Consider the following 15026-nt stretch of genomic DNA (forward strand, 5'->3'; position numbering starts at 1 on the left):
CTAAAATCCCTAAAGGAAGTGGCGGAGAGGGAGGGATTCGAACCCTCGGAACCCTTGCGGGCTCAACGGTTTTCGAGACCGCCCCGATCGACCACTCCGGCACCTCTCCGCAAGGCGCGGTGCGTTGATCCCTCGGGGGGACCGCGGCACCGGTCGAATTGAGCGGCGGCCTCTAGCGCAAGGCTTCGGGGTCCGCAAGCGGGTCCTTGTACAAAGATCGCCGCGCATTAGATTGGACGATATGCCGCGTACCCCCGTTCTGTCGTCCCCCCTTGAAGCTCTGGTGCCCATGCCTCCCGTCTCCTCGGCGCGGTTCGCGATCGGCGACGTGGTGCGGCACCGCCTGTTCGATTTCCGCGGCGTGATCTTCGACGTCGATCCGGTCTTCGCCAATTCCGACGAGTGGTACGATTCGATCCCCGAGGATGTCCGCCCGGCCAAGGACCAGCCTTTCTACCATCTGCTCGCCGAGAATGCCGACTCGAGCTACATCGCGTATGTCAGCCAGCAGAACCTGGTGGTCGACGACAGCGACGAGCCGGTCGATCATCCCGCCATCGCCGGGCTGTTCGACGGCCGCGCCGGCGGGCGCTACACGCTGAAGCCCGAACACCGCCATTAACGGCACGCCGGGGCCAAAAACTGCCCCTGCCCGGTTGACTTCGCAAGGGCGATCCCTTAGCTGCGCCGTTCCTCCTGCCGGGCTTTGCCATGGCGGGCACATGCATTTGATTTAGAGAAGAGACCCGATGTTCGCTATCGTGCGCACGGGCGGCAAGCAGTATCGCGTTGCCGCAGGAGACAAGATCGTCGTCGAGAAGCTCGATGGCGAAGCCGGCTCGACCATCACGCTCGGGGATATCCTCCTCGCGGGCGAAGGTGGCGACTTCAAGTCGGTCGACGGCCTGACCGTCTCCGCAGAGATCGTCGCACAGGCGAAGGCCGAGAAGGTCATCGTCTTCAAGAAGCGTCGTCGCCACAATTATCGCCGCAAGAATGGCCATCGTCAGAATCACACGATTCTGAAGATCACGGCCATCGGCTGAGCGCAGGCACGAGGAGTTTAGCAAATGGCACATAAAAAGGCAGGCGGCTCGTCCCGCAACGGTCGCGACTCTGCAGGCCGCCGTCTCGGCGTGAAGAAGTTCGGCAGCGAAGCCGTCGTCGCGGGCAACATCATCGTGCGCCAGCGCGGCACCAAGATCTATCCAGGCGTCAATGTCGGCATGGGCAAGGATCACACCTTGTACGCGCTTACCGACGGCCGCGTATCCTTCAAGCAGGGCCGTCTCGGCCGCAAATTCTGCTCGGTGGATATGATTGCGGAAGCCGCCGAATAACATCGGGTAACCAGCCGGGTTGCCCACCAGGGTGACCCGGGTCCGAGCAAGACGGACCAGCTGATAAAGGGAGACGGGTCGCCCCGGCTCCCTTTTTTCATGCTCCCTCGACAAGCGGCTGCAAACGGCGTGTCACAGTGATGCGCTTTGGAGCTCCGCAGGACCGAGGAGTTTGGTCATGTTCGTGCGTACGCAAAGACTGACGCTGCGGCCCGGCTGGCCGGAGGATGCCCCCGATCTCGCCCGCGCGATCGGCCACGAAGCCGTGTGCCGCAACCTGCGCCGCGTGCCCTGGCCCTATGGCGAGGATGCCGCCGCGCAGTTCGTCGCCGAGTTCCGCGACCCCCTCGACCCCAAATTCCTCGTCTTCGAGCATGCCGGCGCGCAGGTCCGCCTGATCGGGGCCGCCGCGGTCCAGCGGATCGGCGATTCGCACGAGCTCGGCTATTGGCTCACCCCCAGCGCCTGGGGCCGCGGCTATGCCACCGAAGCCGCCGGCGCCGCCCTGCGCGCCGCCCGCGCCCGCGGCATCCGCCGCGTCCTGTCGGGCCATTTCGTCGACAATCCCGCCTCGGGCAGGGTGCTGCGCAAGCTCGGCTTCAAGCCCCTCGGCCAGACCATCCAGCTCTACGCGCCCGCGCGCGGCGGCGAGGCGCCCTGCGCCCGCTATGCGCTGGACCTGGACGGCGACTCCGGCGGAGACTGCGACGCGGACCCGGAAGCGCGCATGGCTGCCTGACGGGCGTGGGGCCGGCGCCACCGCCGCCCCACCACCCCGCTACATGGCGATCCGCGCCCGGCTCAGCCGCAGCGTGACGATCAGCCCGTCGCACGACCAGTCATGCTCGATCTGCCCGCCCAGCTGCCCGCGCACGCTGCGCTGGACCAGGTCGCTGCCGAAACCGGCCAGCTTCTCCGGCGCCTCCACCGACGGGCCACCCCGCTCGACCCAGCTCAGCACCACCTGCTCCGGATCGGCCACGCTGGACACGTCGAGCGTGCCGGTGGGCACCGACAGCGCGCCATATTTCATCGAGTTGGTCGCCAGCTCGTGGATCACCATCGCCAGGCTGGTCGCGGCACCCGCGCCGACCCCCAGCCGCTCCACCGCCACCCGCACCCGCCCGCTGAACGCGCCCAGATCGTCATAAGGCGCCAGCAGCACCGACAACAGGTCGCCCAGCAGCGCGTCGCCGCCCTGCCCGTTGGGCAGCGGCCGCACCAGGTCGTGCGCCCTGCCGAGCGCGCTCAGCCGCTCGATCAGCTCGCGCGCCATCTCCTGCGTGCTGTCCGACGATCGCGAGGTGATCGCGGTCAGCCCCGACGCGATCGACAACAGGTTCTTCACCCGGTGGCTCATCTCGCCGGCCAGCAGCTCATTGCCTTCCTCGGCATGCTTGCGCGCAGTCACGTCCAGGAAGATCCCGAACATCGTCCGCCCGACCATGCCGACATCCTCGCCCTTCCCGCGCGCCGCGACCCAGCGCACTTCCTCGCCGACCAGGATGCGGAAGTCGGTTTCATAGCTGCCCAGCACCGCCCGCGTCGCCGCGAACGCCGCGCGCACCCGGTCGCGGTCGGCCGGGTGGATGTTCGCGGACAGTTCCTCGAACGTCACCTTGTCGCGCCACGGCAGCCCCCACAGCGCGAAGCCGCGTTCGTCCATCGTGAACCCATCGTCGTCGACGTTCCACGCCCACAAAGCGACGCCCGCCGCCGTGACTGCAAGTTGGAGGTGTTCAGGCGCCCAGACATGCGCCTGGGGCATTTCAGACGGCATGCCCTGTCCTTTGAGTTTCGGGGAGATAGAGCATTCCATACCGGCTTGTGCAAGGCCGCGCAAATGCGGGGAGACGTTGACGAAACCTTGGGGCGCGGGGCCAGACGGGTGAGCCCTTTGCGCCGCCAGCGTTCCCCTCGAAACCGGCAGCACCTGGTGACCTTCCGTCCCGGCACTAGCACAGGCGCGGCGATCAACACCGTTCTCGCGTCAGACAGCAGCCTGGCCGTACTCGATCTCAGCGGCCGCATCGCCGCGGTCAAACTCCCAGCGCAGCGCCACCATGGCGCTCTACCGCAGCTGCGCCCTGGTCGTGACCAGCTCGGCGGCGCTGGTGAGGTGCCCGGAGTTCGTAGAGCGGGGCGGAAGTACCGCTTGTTCCGTCGCTGATCGTGCTGTTCCAATTGGCACAGCCCAAACTCCAGCGTTAAGCGGAGGTGCTGCATGAGCGCCCGAACCTTCTGCCCGAGCTTGTTGCGCCGCTATAACAGAATGAGGGAAAAGCTCGACATTCAACAGCTTCTCTGGAAGTGATGTGCGAACGCTTCAGTCTTCGAGATCCAGACGAGGAGAGGAGCGGTATCCGACCAGCAATAGCTGAGCGATACTTGAACCGAAGCGCTAAATTGGAGGGGGCTTAGTTGGGGGTTGCAGATTCACTCGTCGGAAGGTCACTCACTGGTCGAGGTCGCAATCCACGTGAGTGGCACGTCTACGAAAAAGTAGAGTCTATCAAAGGACAATCTCCGGGCGCCTTTTCCGTCGCTTACCGGTGTCGTGACGCTCGCGGGACTGAGGCATTTTTGAAGGCTTCCGATCTCAGCAAAGTCTTGGGCGCTGATCCAAGTGACATGGTTGGAAACCTTCTGAAAGCTACACAAGCACATCAGTTCGAGCGGGACATTCTAGAACACTGCTTCGGAAACAGAATGGATAGAGTAGTAACAGCACTAGATTTTGGAAATGAGAGCGTAATCCACGAAGGTATAACCGATTTTCTGTTTTTTTTGGTTTTCGAACTTGCGGAAGGAGATCTTAGAAGGCGAGTTTCTAAGCGAGCAGAATTTGATCTTCTATGGATTATTTCAGCGCTTCATGAGTATTGTGTAGGAGTATCACAGCTGCACCGTGGGGAAGTTTTCCACAACGATATCAAGCCCGCAAATGCGCTTGTCTTCGCGGGTGAAACTCAGAAGATCGCTGACCTAGGTCGGGCCACAACTCCCCTGATGAGTGTAGCACATGATGGCGGCCAATGCGTTGGCGATCGACGGTTCGCGCCTCCTGAGCAAATATATGCTCTCGACAGCGCGATAAGGGCTGACGCCAGGTTTGGCTTCTACCGAGCAGGGGACCTCTACAATTTAGGCAGCCTAGCGCATTACCTTCTTACCGGCACGAGCGTGACCGATGAGATTATTACTAGGCTGAAACCTGAACATCGGCCGCTATCTTCAAGCGGCGGCTGGAGCGATACCGTTTCCCTTGTACTTCCGTATTGGCAAAGTGCCTTCGCCGATCTTTTGCAAGAGGCGCGTGCTATCGCTGACGAGTCATGGGACGAGATGGCGATCGAGGAATTCAATTTCGTCGTGTCGTTGATTGCGGAACTCTGCGAACCAAAATGGCGCGAGCGAGGTGACAGGCGCTTTATCGGAAAGCCTAATCAGTACGACTTAGCTCGATATATCACGCGTTTGGACCTTGCTCGCACTAAGGTCATCATCAGCAAGAGCAAAAATGCAGGTTAAGCCGTCTAGCGAATCCCGAAATGTAATCCCACGTTGGCGCCCTCTTCGTGCAATGGCGCCGTGGGAACTTTCTCCCGCGCGGGTTCTCCCGACTGCAGCCGCTGCTGACCCAGATGTATATGTCGTCGACCTTGAAAGATGGCGGTCAGAAGCTACCGCTTCCGCCGCAGCGGACATTTTCTCAACAGGATTGGCTTTAGGCGATAAATCTCTCGTCTGGGAGGGTGGGCTTCGCCTCTTAGCCGACGAAAGCCTCGTAGAAGAACGAGTTATAGACATTGTTAAAAGGGAAATCGCTCCAACCCCGGACCTCACGGATGTTCGCCGCAACTTGGCCGCTTTGGAGCAGGATGAGTCATACATCCGCCACAGCATACGGTTATATAAGAGTCGTCTGCTACAATACCCTAGGAACGCCATACTCACTCTGGACCTTTCTCGACTTTATTCAATTTTAGGACAGTATGAACAGGCGCACCACTGGTTGATGCGAGCGTACTTCCTATCTCCCCAAAATAGATTGGTCCTTCGTGCGTTGGTCCAGTTCCATGATATCGTCGGCGATTTGCGATCATCACTACCCTACCTCTGGAGATCTGATGCTCTGAAGTTTGATCCACTCATTCAATCGGCAGAGGTGGCTGCTGCTGAGTTGAGCGGGAGAGGCAGTCGGGCAGCAATGCCGCTTAAGAAGCGACTGAAAGGCTTGGCCTCTGTTCCAAAAACACAGAGCGAGGCTGCGCTCGCGCTCGCCACACTTGAACAGAGAAATGGCGTCACTGAGCGCGCTGTGTTTAAGCTTGTGAAGGCTGGTCTAGCAAGCCCAACAGAAAATGCGGTCGCTCAAGCCGTCTGGGTAAGTGATAAAAGCAACCGAACACTCACTTACCGGTTCCCTAATCTAGAAATACAAGACGACGCGTTCGAGGCAAGGGCAAATCTTCTACGCGATGCTCGTCAGTACGAGGCGGCCTTGCGTTCGGCTTATCAGTGGGCATCGGACCAGCCGTTCCAAGCTCACCCTTTAGCGTTCATCTGCAACTGCGCCTCGATCTATACAGACGCGCCAGCTCGCGCGTTGCGATACGCAGACGTGATTATGGCTCGCCATGCCACGGACTGGGGCGCAGTCAACGCTGCGCTTTTGGTCTACAACGAGACCAAGGAAATCGGAAAGGCACAAGCGGCCGTAGACGCACTCTCTAAGCTTACAACCAGCACCGCCGAGAAAGCTTTCGCCAGCGCAGGCGCTGGCTTGCTATCATTTACAACCGGTCATGTAGATGAGGCGGGAAGACACTACATGGATGCAATTAGATTTTCCCGCGTCTCAAAAAGACATGATCTTACATTCACTGCCGCAACATTCTACATACTGGGAGAAGCGAGATTTGCTAGACCTGATCCGAAGCTGCTATCATCCGCAATTGCGCATCTCGATAAGGCTCTTCAGCGCCTCGATGCTGTTGATCAGCAACAATGCGCCCGATTATGGGACCGTGTAAAAGAACTTGTGGCGCGCTCCTACGAAAATCCTCGAGCAGATGTAAAAAGCTCAGGACGACCTGACATCCTGTTGATAGAGCTTCCGAGATTAGTTGAAGATATCTAGCCTCACGCAACAGCAGCCGCATACTCACTATCGGCCTTGTTGATCAACGCCCGATCGTCATGGCTCCACGGGTAAAAGCCCTGCAGGAAGAACGCGAACCAATCCCCCCAACCTTCCGACGCCAGCCCCGGGTTGCCGAACGCGTACCAGGCCAGCTTCGCCCATACCCGCCAGCCGTCAGCCGGTCCTGGCGCAGCACCGCCAATATGCCCACCACTGCCGACCAATCCCCAAGCCCCAACCAACCGCCATACCATCTAGCCCTCCCACCACCTCCCGCTTACAGCCGCTCTCCACGCGCGCGATGTGCAGGACATCGGCCGAGCAAGGGAGAGGCGTTCCGCCATGTCGATGCGGATTTACGAAGCAAGCGCAGTCATTTTTCCCAAGAGCCTGCATCTGCGCCTGTTCGCCTTGTGCTTCCTCGCCACGCACATCCCGTTGCTGTCCTTCATCCTCCTCCACGCGCTCGCCGGCCGGTTCCAGCTCTGGGAAACCCTGCTGCTCACCGGCGCGACGGTGGTCGGGGCGGTGCTCGCGATCGGCGGCATCTGGGCCTTGCTGGCGCCGGTGCGCAGCGCGGCGCAGGCGCTGGCGGATCTCGAACAGGGCCGAATGCCCACGCTCCCCAGCGTCCGCAACCGGGACATCGGCGCCGAACTGCTCGCCGGCATCAACCGCGCCGCTTATGCCACCGAACGGCGCACCATCACGCTGGACGCCGCGGCGCATCGCGACGTGCTCACCGGCACCTATAACCGGCGCGGCCTGCTGGCCCGCATGGAGGATCACGTCGGGAGCGAAGGGACGCTCGCGCTGCTCGACCTCGACTATTTCAAGCAGGTCAACGATGCGCTCGGCCACGCTGCCGGGGACCGGGTGCTGCGCGATTTCGCCGCCCGCATTTCCGCCGAGACCCGCAAGCAGGACCTTCTCGCCCGCTGGGGCGGCGAGGAATTCGCCATCTTCTTCCCCGGCACGGTCGAGGCGCAGGCGACGGCCGTGCTGGAGCGCGTGTCGCGCGCAATGGTGAGTTCGCCGCTGGCGATGCTGGACACCGGCCCGGTGACCTTTTCGGCGGGCACTGCCCAGCTCGGCGCGGAAACGCTGGAAGAGGCACTGTCGCGCGCCGACCGGGCGCTCTATGCCGCCAAGCAATACGGCCGCAACCAGATCGTCAGCGCCACGGAGCGGCCGTCCGGCGCCTGACCGGCCCGTGTGCCGCCGCCCGACCGGAGCGGCGGCACCCGTCCCTCACGCCATCACGGCAGCCGCATAGTCGCTATCGGCCTTGTTGATCAGTGCCCGGTCGTCATGATTCCACGGGTGGAAGCCCGGCAGGAAGAAGGCGAACCATTGGCCCGCAACCTTGCGCGCCAGCCCCGGATTGCCGAACGCGTACCAGGCCAGCTTCGCCCATATCCGCGGGCCGGTGAGCCCGTCCTGGCGCAACAGCTCCAGGATGCCACGGCGGCGGCCGTCGAAGAAGCGCCAGGTGGTGATCAGCATCACGAACGACTTGATCCGCCAGCGCTGCCATCGGCTCCAGTCCTTGGTGGCGTGCATCCAGGTGTCGAACGCCACGCCCTTATGCTCGATCTCCTCGATCGCGTGCCAGCGCCACATCGCCGCCGCCTCGGGCTCGGCGCCTTCCAGGTGGCGCGGGTCGGCGAGCAGCGCGTGCGCCAGGATCGCCGTGAAATGCTCCAGGCACAGGGTCGCGGCCAGGCTGCCGATCGGCGGGCGGTCCTTGGTCAGCGCCAGCTGCGCGTCGACATCGGCCTCCAGCGGGCGGATGTCATAGCCCTGGTCGGTGACATGGCGGTTGAACGCCACATGCTCGCGGGTGTGGATCACTTCCTGCTTGATGAAGGCGTTGATCTCGGCCTCCAGCCGCGGCGGGGTGCCCGCGCGGAACTTCCGCACGCTGTCGATGAAGAAGCCCTCGCCCTTGGGGAAGGTGACCGACAGCGCGTTGTAGAACGCGGTGGCGACGGGGTCGCCGTTCAGCCACCAGCGCGCACGCTCCACGCCGCGGCCGAAGCGCCGGTCGCGTGGCGTGATCGCCAGGTCGGCGGGAGTCTTTGCTTTCGCCATGGCTTTCCTCCAGAGACAATCGGGAAACACAAAGATAGCCCTACTTACATCGATGTCAATAACACCGCGCCGGCGGCTTTCTCCCGAAGAATCGCGCGACGCCGCGCTTGAGGCTGCCCGCGCGCTGTTGCTGGCGTCCGGCCCGCAGGCGGTGACGCTCAAGGCGGTGTCCGCCGCGATCGGGCGGACGCATGCCAATCTGCTCCACCATTTCGGGTCGGCGGCGGGGCTGCAAAAGGCGCTGGCGGCGTGCATTGCGGAGCGGGTGACGGCCAAGATCGGCGCGGCGGTGGTGCGCGCGCGGGCGGAAACGCATGATCCGCGCGAGGTGGTCGACCTCACCTTCGACGCCTTCGATACCGAGGGGGCCGGGGCGCTGGCCAGCTGGATGATCTTGAACGGCAACCAGGACGCGCTCGATCCGATCCTCGAGGCGATCCACAATCTGGTCGATCACATCGCCGAAGGGCAGGATTTGGCCGCGATTTCGCTGCATGAAGAGACTTTGCAGCTCGTTTTGATGGCATTGGGCGACGCTTTGCTCGGTTCTGCGATGGCGCGCGCCCTTGGCTTGAGCCGCGACACCGCGCGTCAAATGGCAACGCGACGCCTAACCTATTCGATGCAAAGGAAAATCTGATTTCGGCCGGGGACCTCTCCACCGTCAACCAGAAGCTCACCCTACTCCGCCGCCACCCGGTCCCCCCGCCCCGCCTCCAGCTCCACCGCCTCGTCCACGGCGCGTGCTAAACCCGCCATCGTGAACGGTTTTCTCAGCACCGAACGCCCTGCGAATATCTCTGCATCCACCTCTCCGGCAAACCCGGTGACGAACAGCACCGCCACCCCCCTGATCCGCTCGCCCAGCGCCGCCACCATCTCCGGCCCGGTCTGCGTCGGCATCAGCACGTCGGACAAAATCAGGTCCAGCCCCGCCATTCCGTCCACCGCCCCCGGCGCCTGCAGCGGATCCTGACACGCGGTCACGCGGTGCCCCAGCTCCTCCAGCGCGCCCACGGTGGCGTTCAACACACGCGGATCGTCTTCCACCACCAGGATGTCATAAGCCCGCTCGGCATTCGCCACCTGCGCCACCGCTACCTCGACCGCTGCCGCCACCGCCCCGAAGTGCCGCGGCAGGGAGAGCGTGACCGTCGTGCCCTGCCCTTCCTGCGAGACGAGCGTGATCTCACCCCCGGACTGCCGCACGAAGCCGAAGATCTGGCTCAGGCCCAGGCCAGTGCCCTTGCCGACCGGCTTGGTGGTGAAGAATGGCTCGAACACCCGCTCCATCACGTCCGCCGCCATGCCGCAGCCGCTGTCCTGCACCGTCAGCGTGACGAACTCTCCCGCCACCCGCTCGCCGCTCGTCCCGACCGCGTGATCCGCCTTGCCGGTGATGATGGTCAGCCGCCCGCGGCCGTTCATCGCGTCGCGGGCATTCACCGCTAGGTTGAGGACGGCATTTTCAAGCTGGTGCTTGTCGACGAACACCCGCCAGCCGTCGCTCAGGTCCCGCGTCTCCACTGCGATCGTATCGCCAAGCGTGCGGTCCAGCAGGTCGGACATGCCGGCGATCAGCGCGCCGGCTTCCACTGCCTCGGGCAGCAGCGGCTCCGAGCGAGAAAACGCCAGCAAACGACGCGTCAGCGCTGCGGCTCGGCTCGCGCCGTCCATGGCGTTTTCGATGTGCCGCCGCGCTTCGGGCGCGGACCCGTGCAACTGGCGCTTCGCCATCTCCAGCCCGCCCAGGACGACGGCCAGCATGTTGTTGAAGTCGTGCGCGATGCCGCCGGTCAATTGTCCGACCGCTTCCATCTTCTGGATCTGGCGAAGCTGGGCTTCGGCCTGCTCACGCTCACGTGCTTCCTGACGCAACTGTTCGGTTGCTGCCGCGACGGCGTCCTCCAACTCGACGGCACGCTCGCGCTCGGCATGCGCTTCCGCGTCGGCAGCCACCTTGTCGCCTTGCGCCTCGATCGCGAGCCAGCCCAGCAGGATGGCGCCCAGCACGATCAAAACGCCAAAGGCCGTCAGGATACGCGAGGCATAGGTCGCGCTCTGCAGCAGATCATCCGCTGCCGCGGTACGGTCGCGCAAAAGGATGCGTTCAGAATCGACCACTTGCGCCAGCAGCGATTCCAGCCGGGTACGCGCCGGGCTCTGCCGCACGCGGTAATAACTGCCCCAAGCGTCGTTGTGGCGCTTGAAGGTCGAGTAGAGGGCGGTGTCGTTCAGTTCCTGGCCGCGCGCGGCGAAGGCTTGCTGCAACGCGCGGATCCGCGCCTGCTGATCGGGATTGTCGCCGGTGAGCTGGCGGAGACGCAGCAATTGCTCGCCGGCACGCCCCCATTGATCGACATATTGCTGCCCAAGCGCCTTATCCGCGCTCACCACATAACGGCCCAGCGCAGCCTCGGCTGCGGATATGCCGCCGGACAGCTGGTTGGTCCGGACGATCACTTCGAAGGTGTGCTGCTGCAGGCGGATGGCCTCGTCGCGCTGCGCCTCCGTCCGGTACTGCAGAAAGATCAGCGCGCCGAGCACGACAATCCCCAACAGCGCAAGGGCACCCAGCAGCTTGAGCCGCCAGTTGGTGTCCCGGAGCCTCTGCTCGGTATCGGTGGCCATCACGGCATCCGTCATGGCATCAGCTTAGGCGAGCCCGGCGTATGTGAAAAGCTTAGGCGCGCCCCTTAGCCGATCACACCGACCGACTGCCCTGCGGCTCGGAACATGCCAAGCACGCGCTCGATCTGCTCGGGGGTGTGCTCCGCGCATAGCGAACAGCGCAGCAGGAACGTACCGGCAGGCGTCGCCGGGGGGCGAGCCATGTTCACGTACAAGCCGTTGTCGAGCAGTGCCTGCCACATCACCACCGCCTGCTCCTGATCTTCCAGGATCACTGCAACGATGGCGCTTTCCGGTGCCTCGGTGCCGAGGCGAAAGCCCATTTCCTTGAGCCCGCCATGCACTCGCCGCGCATTGTCCCAGAGCCGGGCGCGCTTGTCATGCGCGGTCATCAGCTTGCGGATCGAGGCCGCCGCGGTCGCGACCACTGACGGCGGGAGGGAGGCAGTGAAGATATACGGGCGGCAGGCCAGGCGGATCGCCTCGAACTTCGGGTGGCTCGAAATGCAGAAGCCGCCGACAGTACCTACGGATTTGGAAAAGGTGCCGACCACGAAGTCGACCTGATCATCGAGGCCCTGATCCTCATACACGCCGCGGCCATTGGGACCGAAGAAGCCCATTGAATGCGCCTCGTCGACTAGCACCATGCAGCCATGCTTCTTGGCGACGGCGACCATCTCCTTGAGCGGCGCGATGTCGCCCAGCATCGAATAGACGCCTTCCAGCACCACCAGCTTACCGGCTTCCGCGGGCAGACGGCCGAGGCGTTTGTCGAGGTCGTTCACGTCGTTATGGCGAAACCGGACGATCTCGGCATTGCCCTGCTTGCAGCCGTCATAGATCGAGGCGTGGCTGTCGGCGTCGAGGATGACGTACTCGCCCTTGCCGGCCAGCGTCGAGATCATGCCGAGATTGGCCATGTAGCCGGTCGAGAACACGATCGCGCCCGAAACGCCGTAGAAGTCGCGCAACGCCTGCTCGACTTCCATATGATCCTGGAAGGTGCCGTTGAGCATGCGGCTGCCGTTGGTGCCCGAGCCGAACGCGTCGAGCGCGCTGTGCCCGGCGGCGATCACGTCCGGATCAAACGTCATGCCCATGTAATTGTAGGTACCGAGCAGGATCGTGTCCCTGCCCTTGATCACCGCCTGCGTCGGCGACGTCACCTGCTCCATCACGATTGCGAAGGGATCGGTCACGCCGCTGTCCAGCAGCGCCTCGCGCTCGGCGATGAGCCCGTCGAACTTGCTCATCAGGTCGCGCTCGGGAGCGACCTGGGCCGGGTTCTCGGGCAGCTTCTCGGGCGTATCGATCGCGTCGGTCACGGCGTGGTCAGCCCTTCAGCTTCTGGACTGCGTCGACCAATTGGCCGACATTCTCGATCTCAGCCTGCATGTTCATCGTGATGATGATGTCGAATTCGTCCTCGATGGCCGCCACGAAATCCATGACGGTGAGGCTGTCCCATTCGAGGTCGCCGGCGAAACTGGTGCCATCGCTCAGCGCCACGCCCTTCTTGTTGAACGGCTCGATTTGGGCGGTGACGGTTTCGAAGATTTCTGCACGGTCGGTCATGCGGCGGGTCCTTAAAGCTATGACCGGCGCGTGCCAAGCGAATGCGGCGGGCGCGCGGCGTTGAAGAGGCGGACGCCGAGGACGGCCGCGAAAGTTTAGAAACGTTCAGGCCAAACGCGTTTTTCCCAGTCTTGGTGTCCGGTGAGAACCTCCGGCACTGCTACCGCCGCGCCAGTGAAGCCGCTGAAATCTTCTATTGCAAGCCCTAGAGCAGCCCCTGCCCGCGATACCACGCGGCAGTGGCGGCCAGCCCGGCCGGCGTGTCGATGCCGGGAAGCCAGAGATTGGCGGGTGGGCGCCGGGCCGGGTCGCTTACCCAGTCCGCGTGGCAGAAATAATCGACTCGGTCGGGCGTGAGCTTGGCGTTCTTGCCCCGCACCAGCCGATCGACATGCGCGCCTGCTTTCAGCACCAGCCGCGGCAGGGCAAAGGCAGCGATGCGCCTGCCGGTGGCGGCGCCGATCGCGAGCGCGAACTCACGGTGGCTCCATCCGTGTTCGCGCCCGTCATCGGGGTCGAGGATGTGCGGACAATTGGATGTGGCCGCGAGCGCAAGCAGCAAGCGGCCAAGGTCGCCCACTTCGATCACCGACAGCCGGCCCCCAGGGGGCAGCAACGCCAAACCGTGCTTCGCCAGCTTGAACAATTCCAGCATCTCCAGGTCGCCAGGGCCGTAAATCGCCGGCGGGCGGACGATGGTCCAGTCGAGGCCGGAAGCCTGGACCAGCGCGTCTCCTTCCGCCTTAGACCAGCCATAGGCGGAGAGCCTTGGCTCGCGCGCGGCCAGCGACGATACATGGACGAAGCGCCGCACGCCGGCATCCGCTGCCGCGCGAAGCATGTTGCGGGTGCCGTCGATGTTGCCCGCTGCGAAGCCAGCGCGATCGGGCGCGTTCACCACGCCCGCCACGTGGATCACCGCCTCGGCGCCCGCGCAGAGAGTGATCATCGCCTCGCGCGCGGCAAGATCGCCGCGGATCCACGTGACGCCCTGCCTCTCCGCCTGGTCGCGGCGCGCGAGCGCACGGACCTGATGCCCGGCGGCCAGCGCAAGTTCGATCAGGTGCGAGCCGACAAAGCCAGTGCCTCCCGTGACAGCAATGGTGCTCAAGGTTTTGTCCTCTGGATCACAGCAGCGCCATGTGGTTGCGGTGGACCAGCGCGGAGCGGGGCGCGTATCCAAGCAATTCGGCCTGCTCCTCATTGCGGCGGCCGCGGATGCGGTCCGCCTCGTCGCTGGCATATTCGGACAAGCCGCGCGCGATTGGCCGTCCGTCAGCCGCCACGACGATCAGGTCGCCGCGTGCGAAGCTGCCTTCGACCCGGGTTACGCCGGCAGCGAGCAGGCTGCGCCCCTGCCCCAGCGCCTGGGCCGCGCCAGCGTCGACGTGGAGCGTGCCGCGCGTGGTGAGCCCGCCGGCAAGCCAGGCCTTGCGCGCCGGCGCTGCGCGTTCGGCGACGAACAGCGTATGCCGTGCCTCGCCAGACAGGGCGCGCGGCGCACGTCCCGACGCGATGGCGAGGTGTGCGCCGGCGGCGTTGGCGATGCGGGCGGCGGCGATCTTCGACACCATCCCGCCCGAACCCATGCCCGAGGCCGAACCGGCATCGGCCATTGCCTCGATCCCCGCGTCGATCCGTTCAACCCTGGGTATATGCTGCGCGCCGGGCTGGGCAGGGTTGCGGTCGTACAGACCGTCGACGTCGGACAACAGCACGACACCCTGCGCCCCGGCTGCCTGCGCGACGCGGGCGGCGAGCCGGTCATTGTCGCCGAAGCGGATCTCCTCGGTCGCGACGCTGTCATTCTCGTTGAGGATCGGCACCACGCCGAGGTTGAGCAGCCGGTCGAGCGTGGCGGCCGCGTTCAGATAGCGGCGGCGATCCTCCAAATCCCCAAGCGTCACCAGGATCTGCGCGGCGGTAAGGTGCTGCGCGCCCAACACCTCGGCCCAGGTCTGGCTGAGCGCAATCTGGCCCGTCGCGGCGGCGGCCTGGGCGTCCTCCAGGCTGGCCCGGCCGCCCTTGGGCAGATTGAGCCGGCGCGCGCCCAGCGCGATTGCGCCCGACGACACGATCGCGACCTGCTGCCCCTGCGCGGCCCGGTCGGCGATGGCGGCGGCGATCTCCTCCAGCCAGGCGCGGCGTACCTGGCCGTCAGCATCGACGAGCAACGCCGAGCCGATCTTCACGATCAGGCGCGGGCAGGAGGCGGGCGGAAAGACCGGCATGCCGCG

The 15026-nt window shown here is 64.2% G+C and carries 16 protein-coding genes and 1 tRNA gene; 8 read left to right on the forward strand and 9 right to left on the reverse strand.

Translation table 11 applies throughout. The features are described 5' to 3' along the window. Positions 1-19: 19 nt before the first annotated feature. Positions 20-109, reverse strand: a tRNA-Ser gene (locus LZ586_RS05285). A gap of 132 nt (positions 110-241) precedes the next feature. Here LZ586_RS05285 and hspQ point away from each other — a divergent pair. The 4 genes from hspQ to LZ586_RS05305 all read left to right on the forward strand — a co-directional run bounded on the left by hspQ (position 242) and on the right by LZ586_RS05305 (position 2079). Next, on the forward strand, positions 242-622 hold the full coding sequence (hspQ, locus tag LZ586_RS05290) for a heat shock protein HspQ (protein WP_413777316.1): 381 nt from the start codon (positions 242-244) through the stop codon (positions 620-622). A gap of 127 nt (positions 623-749) precedes the next feature. Continuing rightward, positions 750-1046 carry a 50S ribosomal protein L21 gene (gene rplU, locus LZ586_RS05295; protein ID WP_235078626.1) on the forward strand — a complete coding sequence of 99 codons (297 nt, stop codon included), beginning with the start codon at positions 750-752 and terminating at the stop codon, positions 1044-1046. Positions 1047-1070: 24 nt separating this feature from the next. Next, positions 1071-1340 carry a 50S ribosomal protein L27 gene (gene rpmA / locus LZ586_RS05300; protein ID WP_235078627.1) on the forward strand — a complete coding sequence of 90 codons (270 nt, stop codon included), beginning with the start codon at positions 1071-1073 and terminating at the stop codon, positions 1338-1340. Between the two features lie 178 nt (positions 1341-1518). Next, positions 1519-2079 carry a GNAT family N-acetyltransferase gene (locus LZ586_RS05305; protein ID WP_235078628.1) on the forward strand — a complete coding sequence of 187 codons (561 nt, stop codon included), beginning with the start codon at positions 1519-1521 and terminating at the stop codon, positions 2077-2079. A gap of 39 nt (positions 2080-2118) precedes the next feature. On the opposite strand, the gene LZ586_RS05310 is transcribed toward LZ586_RS05305, so the two are convergent. Next, entirely contained in the window at positions 2119-3120 is a 1002-nt protein-coding gene (locus LZ586_RS05310) for a sensor histidine kinase (RefSeq protein ID WP_235078629.1), read from the reverse strand. Between the two features lie 803 nt (positions 3121-3923). Between LZ586_RS05310 and LZ586_RS05315 the strand changes: the two genes are divergently transcribed. Together LZ586_RS05315 and LZ586_RS05320 are read left to right on the forward strand one after the other, a co-directional pair. Then, positions 3924-4871, forward strand: a complete 948-nt coding sequence (locus LZ586_RS05315; RefSeq protein ID WP_235078630.1) for a protein kinase domain-containing protein — start codon at positions 3924-3926, stop codon at positions 4869-4871. A 52-nt stretch (positions 4872-4923) separates the two neighbouring features. Then, the gene (locus LZ586_RS05320; protein WP_235078631.1) at positions 4924-6483 is read left to right on the forward strand and encodes a hypothetical protein; all 1560 of its coding nucleotides are present in this window, start codon (positions 4924-4926) and stop codon (positions 6481-6483) included. A 2-nt stretch (positions 6484-6485) separates the two neighbouring features. On the opposite strand, the gene LZ586_RS05325 is transcribed toward LZ586_RS05320, so the two are convergent. After that, a complete protein-coding gene (locus tag LZ586_RS05325) occupies positions 6486-6740 on the reverse strand; it encodes a hypothetical protein (RefSeq protein WP_235078632.1) in 255 nt (84 codons plus the stop codon). Positions 6741-6828: 88 nt separating this feature from the next. On the opposite strand from LZ586_RS05325, the gene LZ586_RS05330 reads away from it, so the two are divergent. Continuing rightward, positions 6829-7692: a GGDEF domain-containing protein gene (locus tag LZ586_RS05330; protein ID WP_235078633.1), complete on the forward strand. Its 864-nt coding sequence runs from the start codon at positions 6829-6831 to the stop codon at positions 7690-7692. Between the two features lie 45 nt (positions 7693-7737). Here the strand turns inward: LZ586_RS05330 and LZ586_RS05335 are convergent, their stop codons facing one another. Beyond that, on the reverse strand, positions 7738-8580 hold the full coding sequence (locus tag LZ586_RS05335) for a metal-dependent hydrolase (protein WP_235078634.1): 843 nt from the start codon (positions 8578-8580) through the stop codon (positions 7738-7740). Positions 8581-8632: 52 nt separating this feature from the next. On the opposite strand from LZ586_RS05335, the gene LZ586_RS05340 reads away from it, so the two are divergent. After that, the gene (locus tag LZ586_RS05340) at positions 8633-9220 is read left to right on the forward strand and encodes a TetR family transcriptional regulator (protein WP_235079735.1); all 588 of its coding nucleotides are present in this window, start codon (positions 8633-8635) and stop codon (positions 9218-9220) included. A gap of 41 nt (positions 9221-9261) precedes the next feature. Here the strand turns inward: LZ586_RS05340 and LZ586_RS05345 are convergent, their stop codons facing one another. From LZ586_RS05345 to proB, 5 genes are all read right to left on the reverse strand, one after another. Then, complete coding sequence (locus tag LZ586_RS05345) at positions 9262-11226, reverse strand: ATP-binding protein (RefSeq protein ID WP_235078635.1); 1965 nt, start codon at positions 11224-11226, stop codon at positions 9262-9264. A gap of 50 nt (positions 11227-11276) precedes the next feature. Then, positions 11277-12539: a serine palmitoyltransferase gene (gene spt, locus LZ586_RS05350; protein ID WP_413777317.1), complete on the reverse strand. Its 1263-nt coding sequence runs from the start codon at positions 12537-12539 to the stop codon at positions 11277-11279. 7 nt (positions 12540-12546) lie between these two features. Continuing rightward, on the reverse strand, positions 12547-12789 hold the full coding sequence (locus LZ586_RS05355) for an acyl carrier protein (RefSeq protein ID WP_235078636.1): 243 nt from the start codon (positions 12787-12789) through the stop codon (positions 12547-12549). Positions 12790-12994: 205 nt separating this feature from the next. Then, complete coding sequence (locus LZ586_RS05360; protein ID WP_235078637.1) at positions 12995-13900, reverse strand: NAD-dependent epimerase/dehydratase family protein; 906 nt, start codon at positions 13898-13900, stop codon at positions 12995-12997. A 16-nt stretch (positions 13901-13916) separates the two neighbouring features. Further along, the gene (gene proB, locus LZ586_RS05365) at positions 13917-15020 is read right to left on the reverse strand and encodes a glutamate 5-kinase (protein WP_235078638.1); all 1104 of its coding nucleotides are present in this window, start codon (positions 15018-15020) and stop codon (positions 13917-13919) included. Positions 15021-15026 lie beyond the last annotated feature (6 nt).

This window comes from Sphingomonas sp. S2-65 (assembly GCF_021513175.1).
Taxonomy (GTDB): domain Bacteria; phylum Pseudomonadota; class Alphaproteobacteria; order Sphingomonadales; family Sphingomonadaceae; genus Sphingomonas.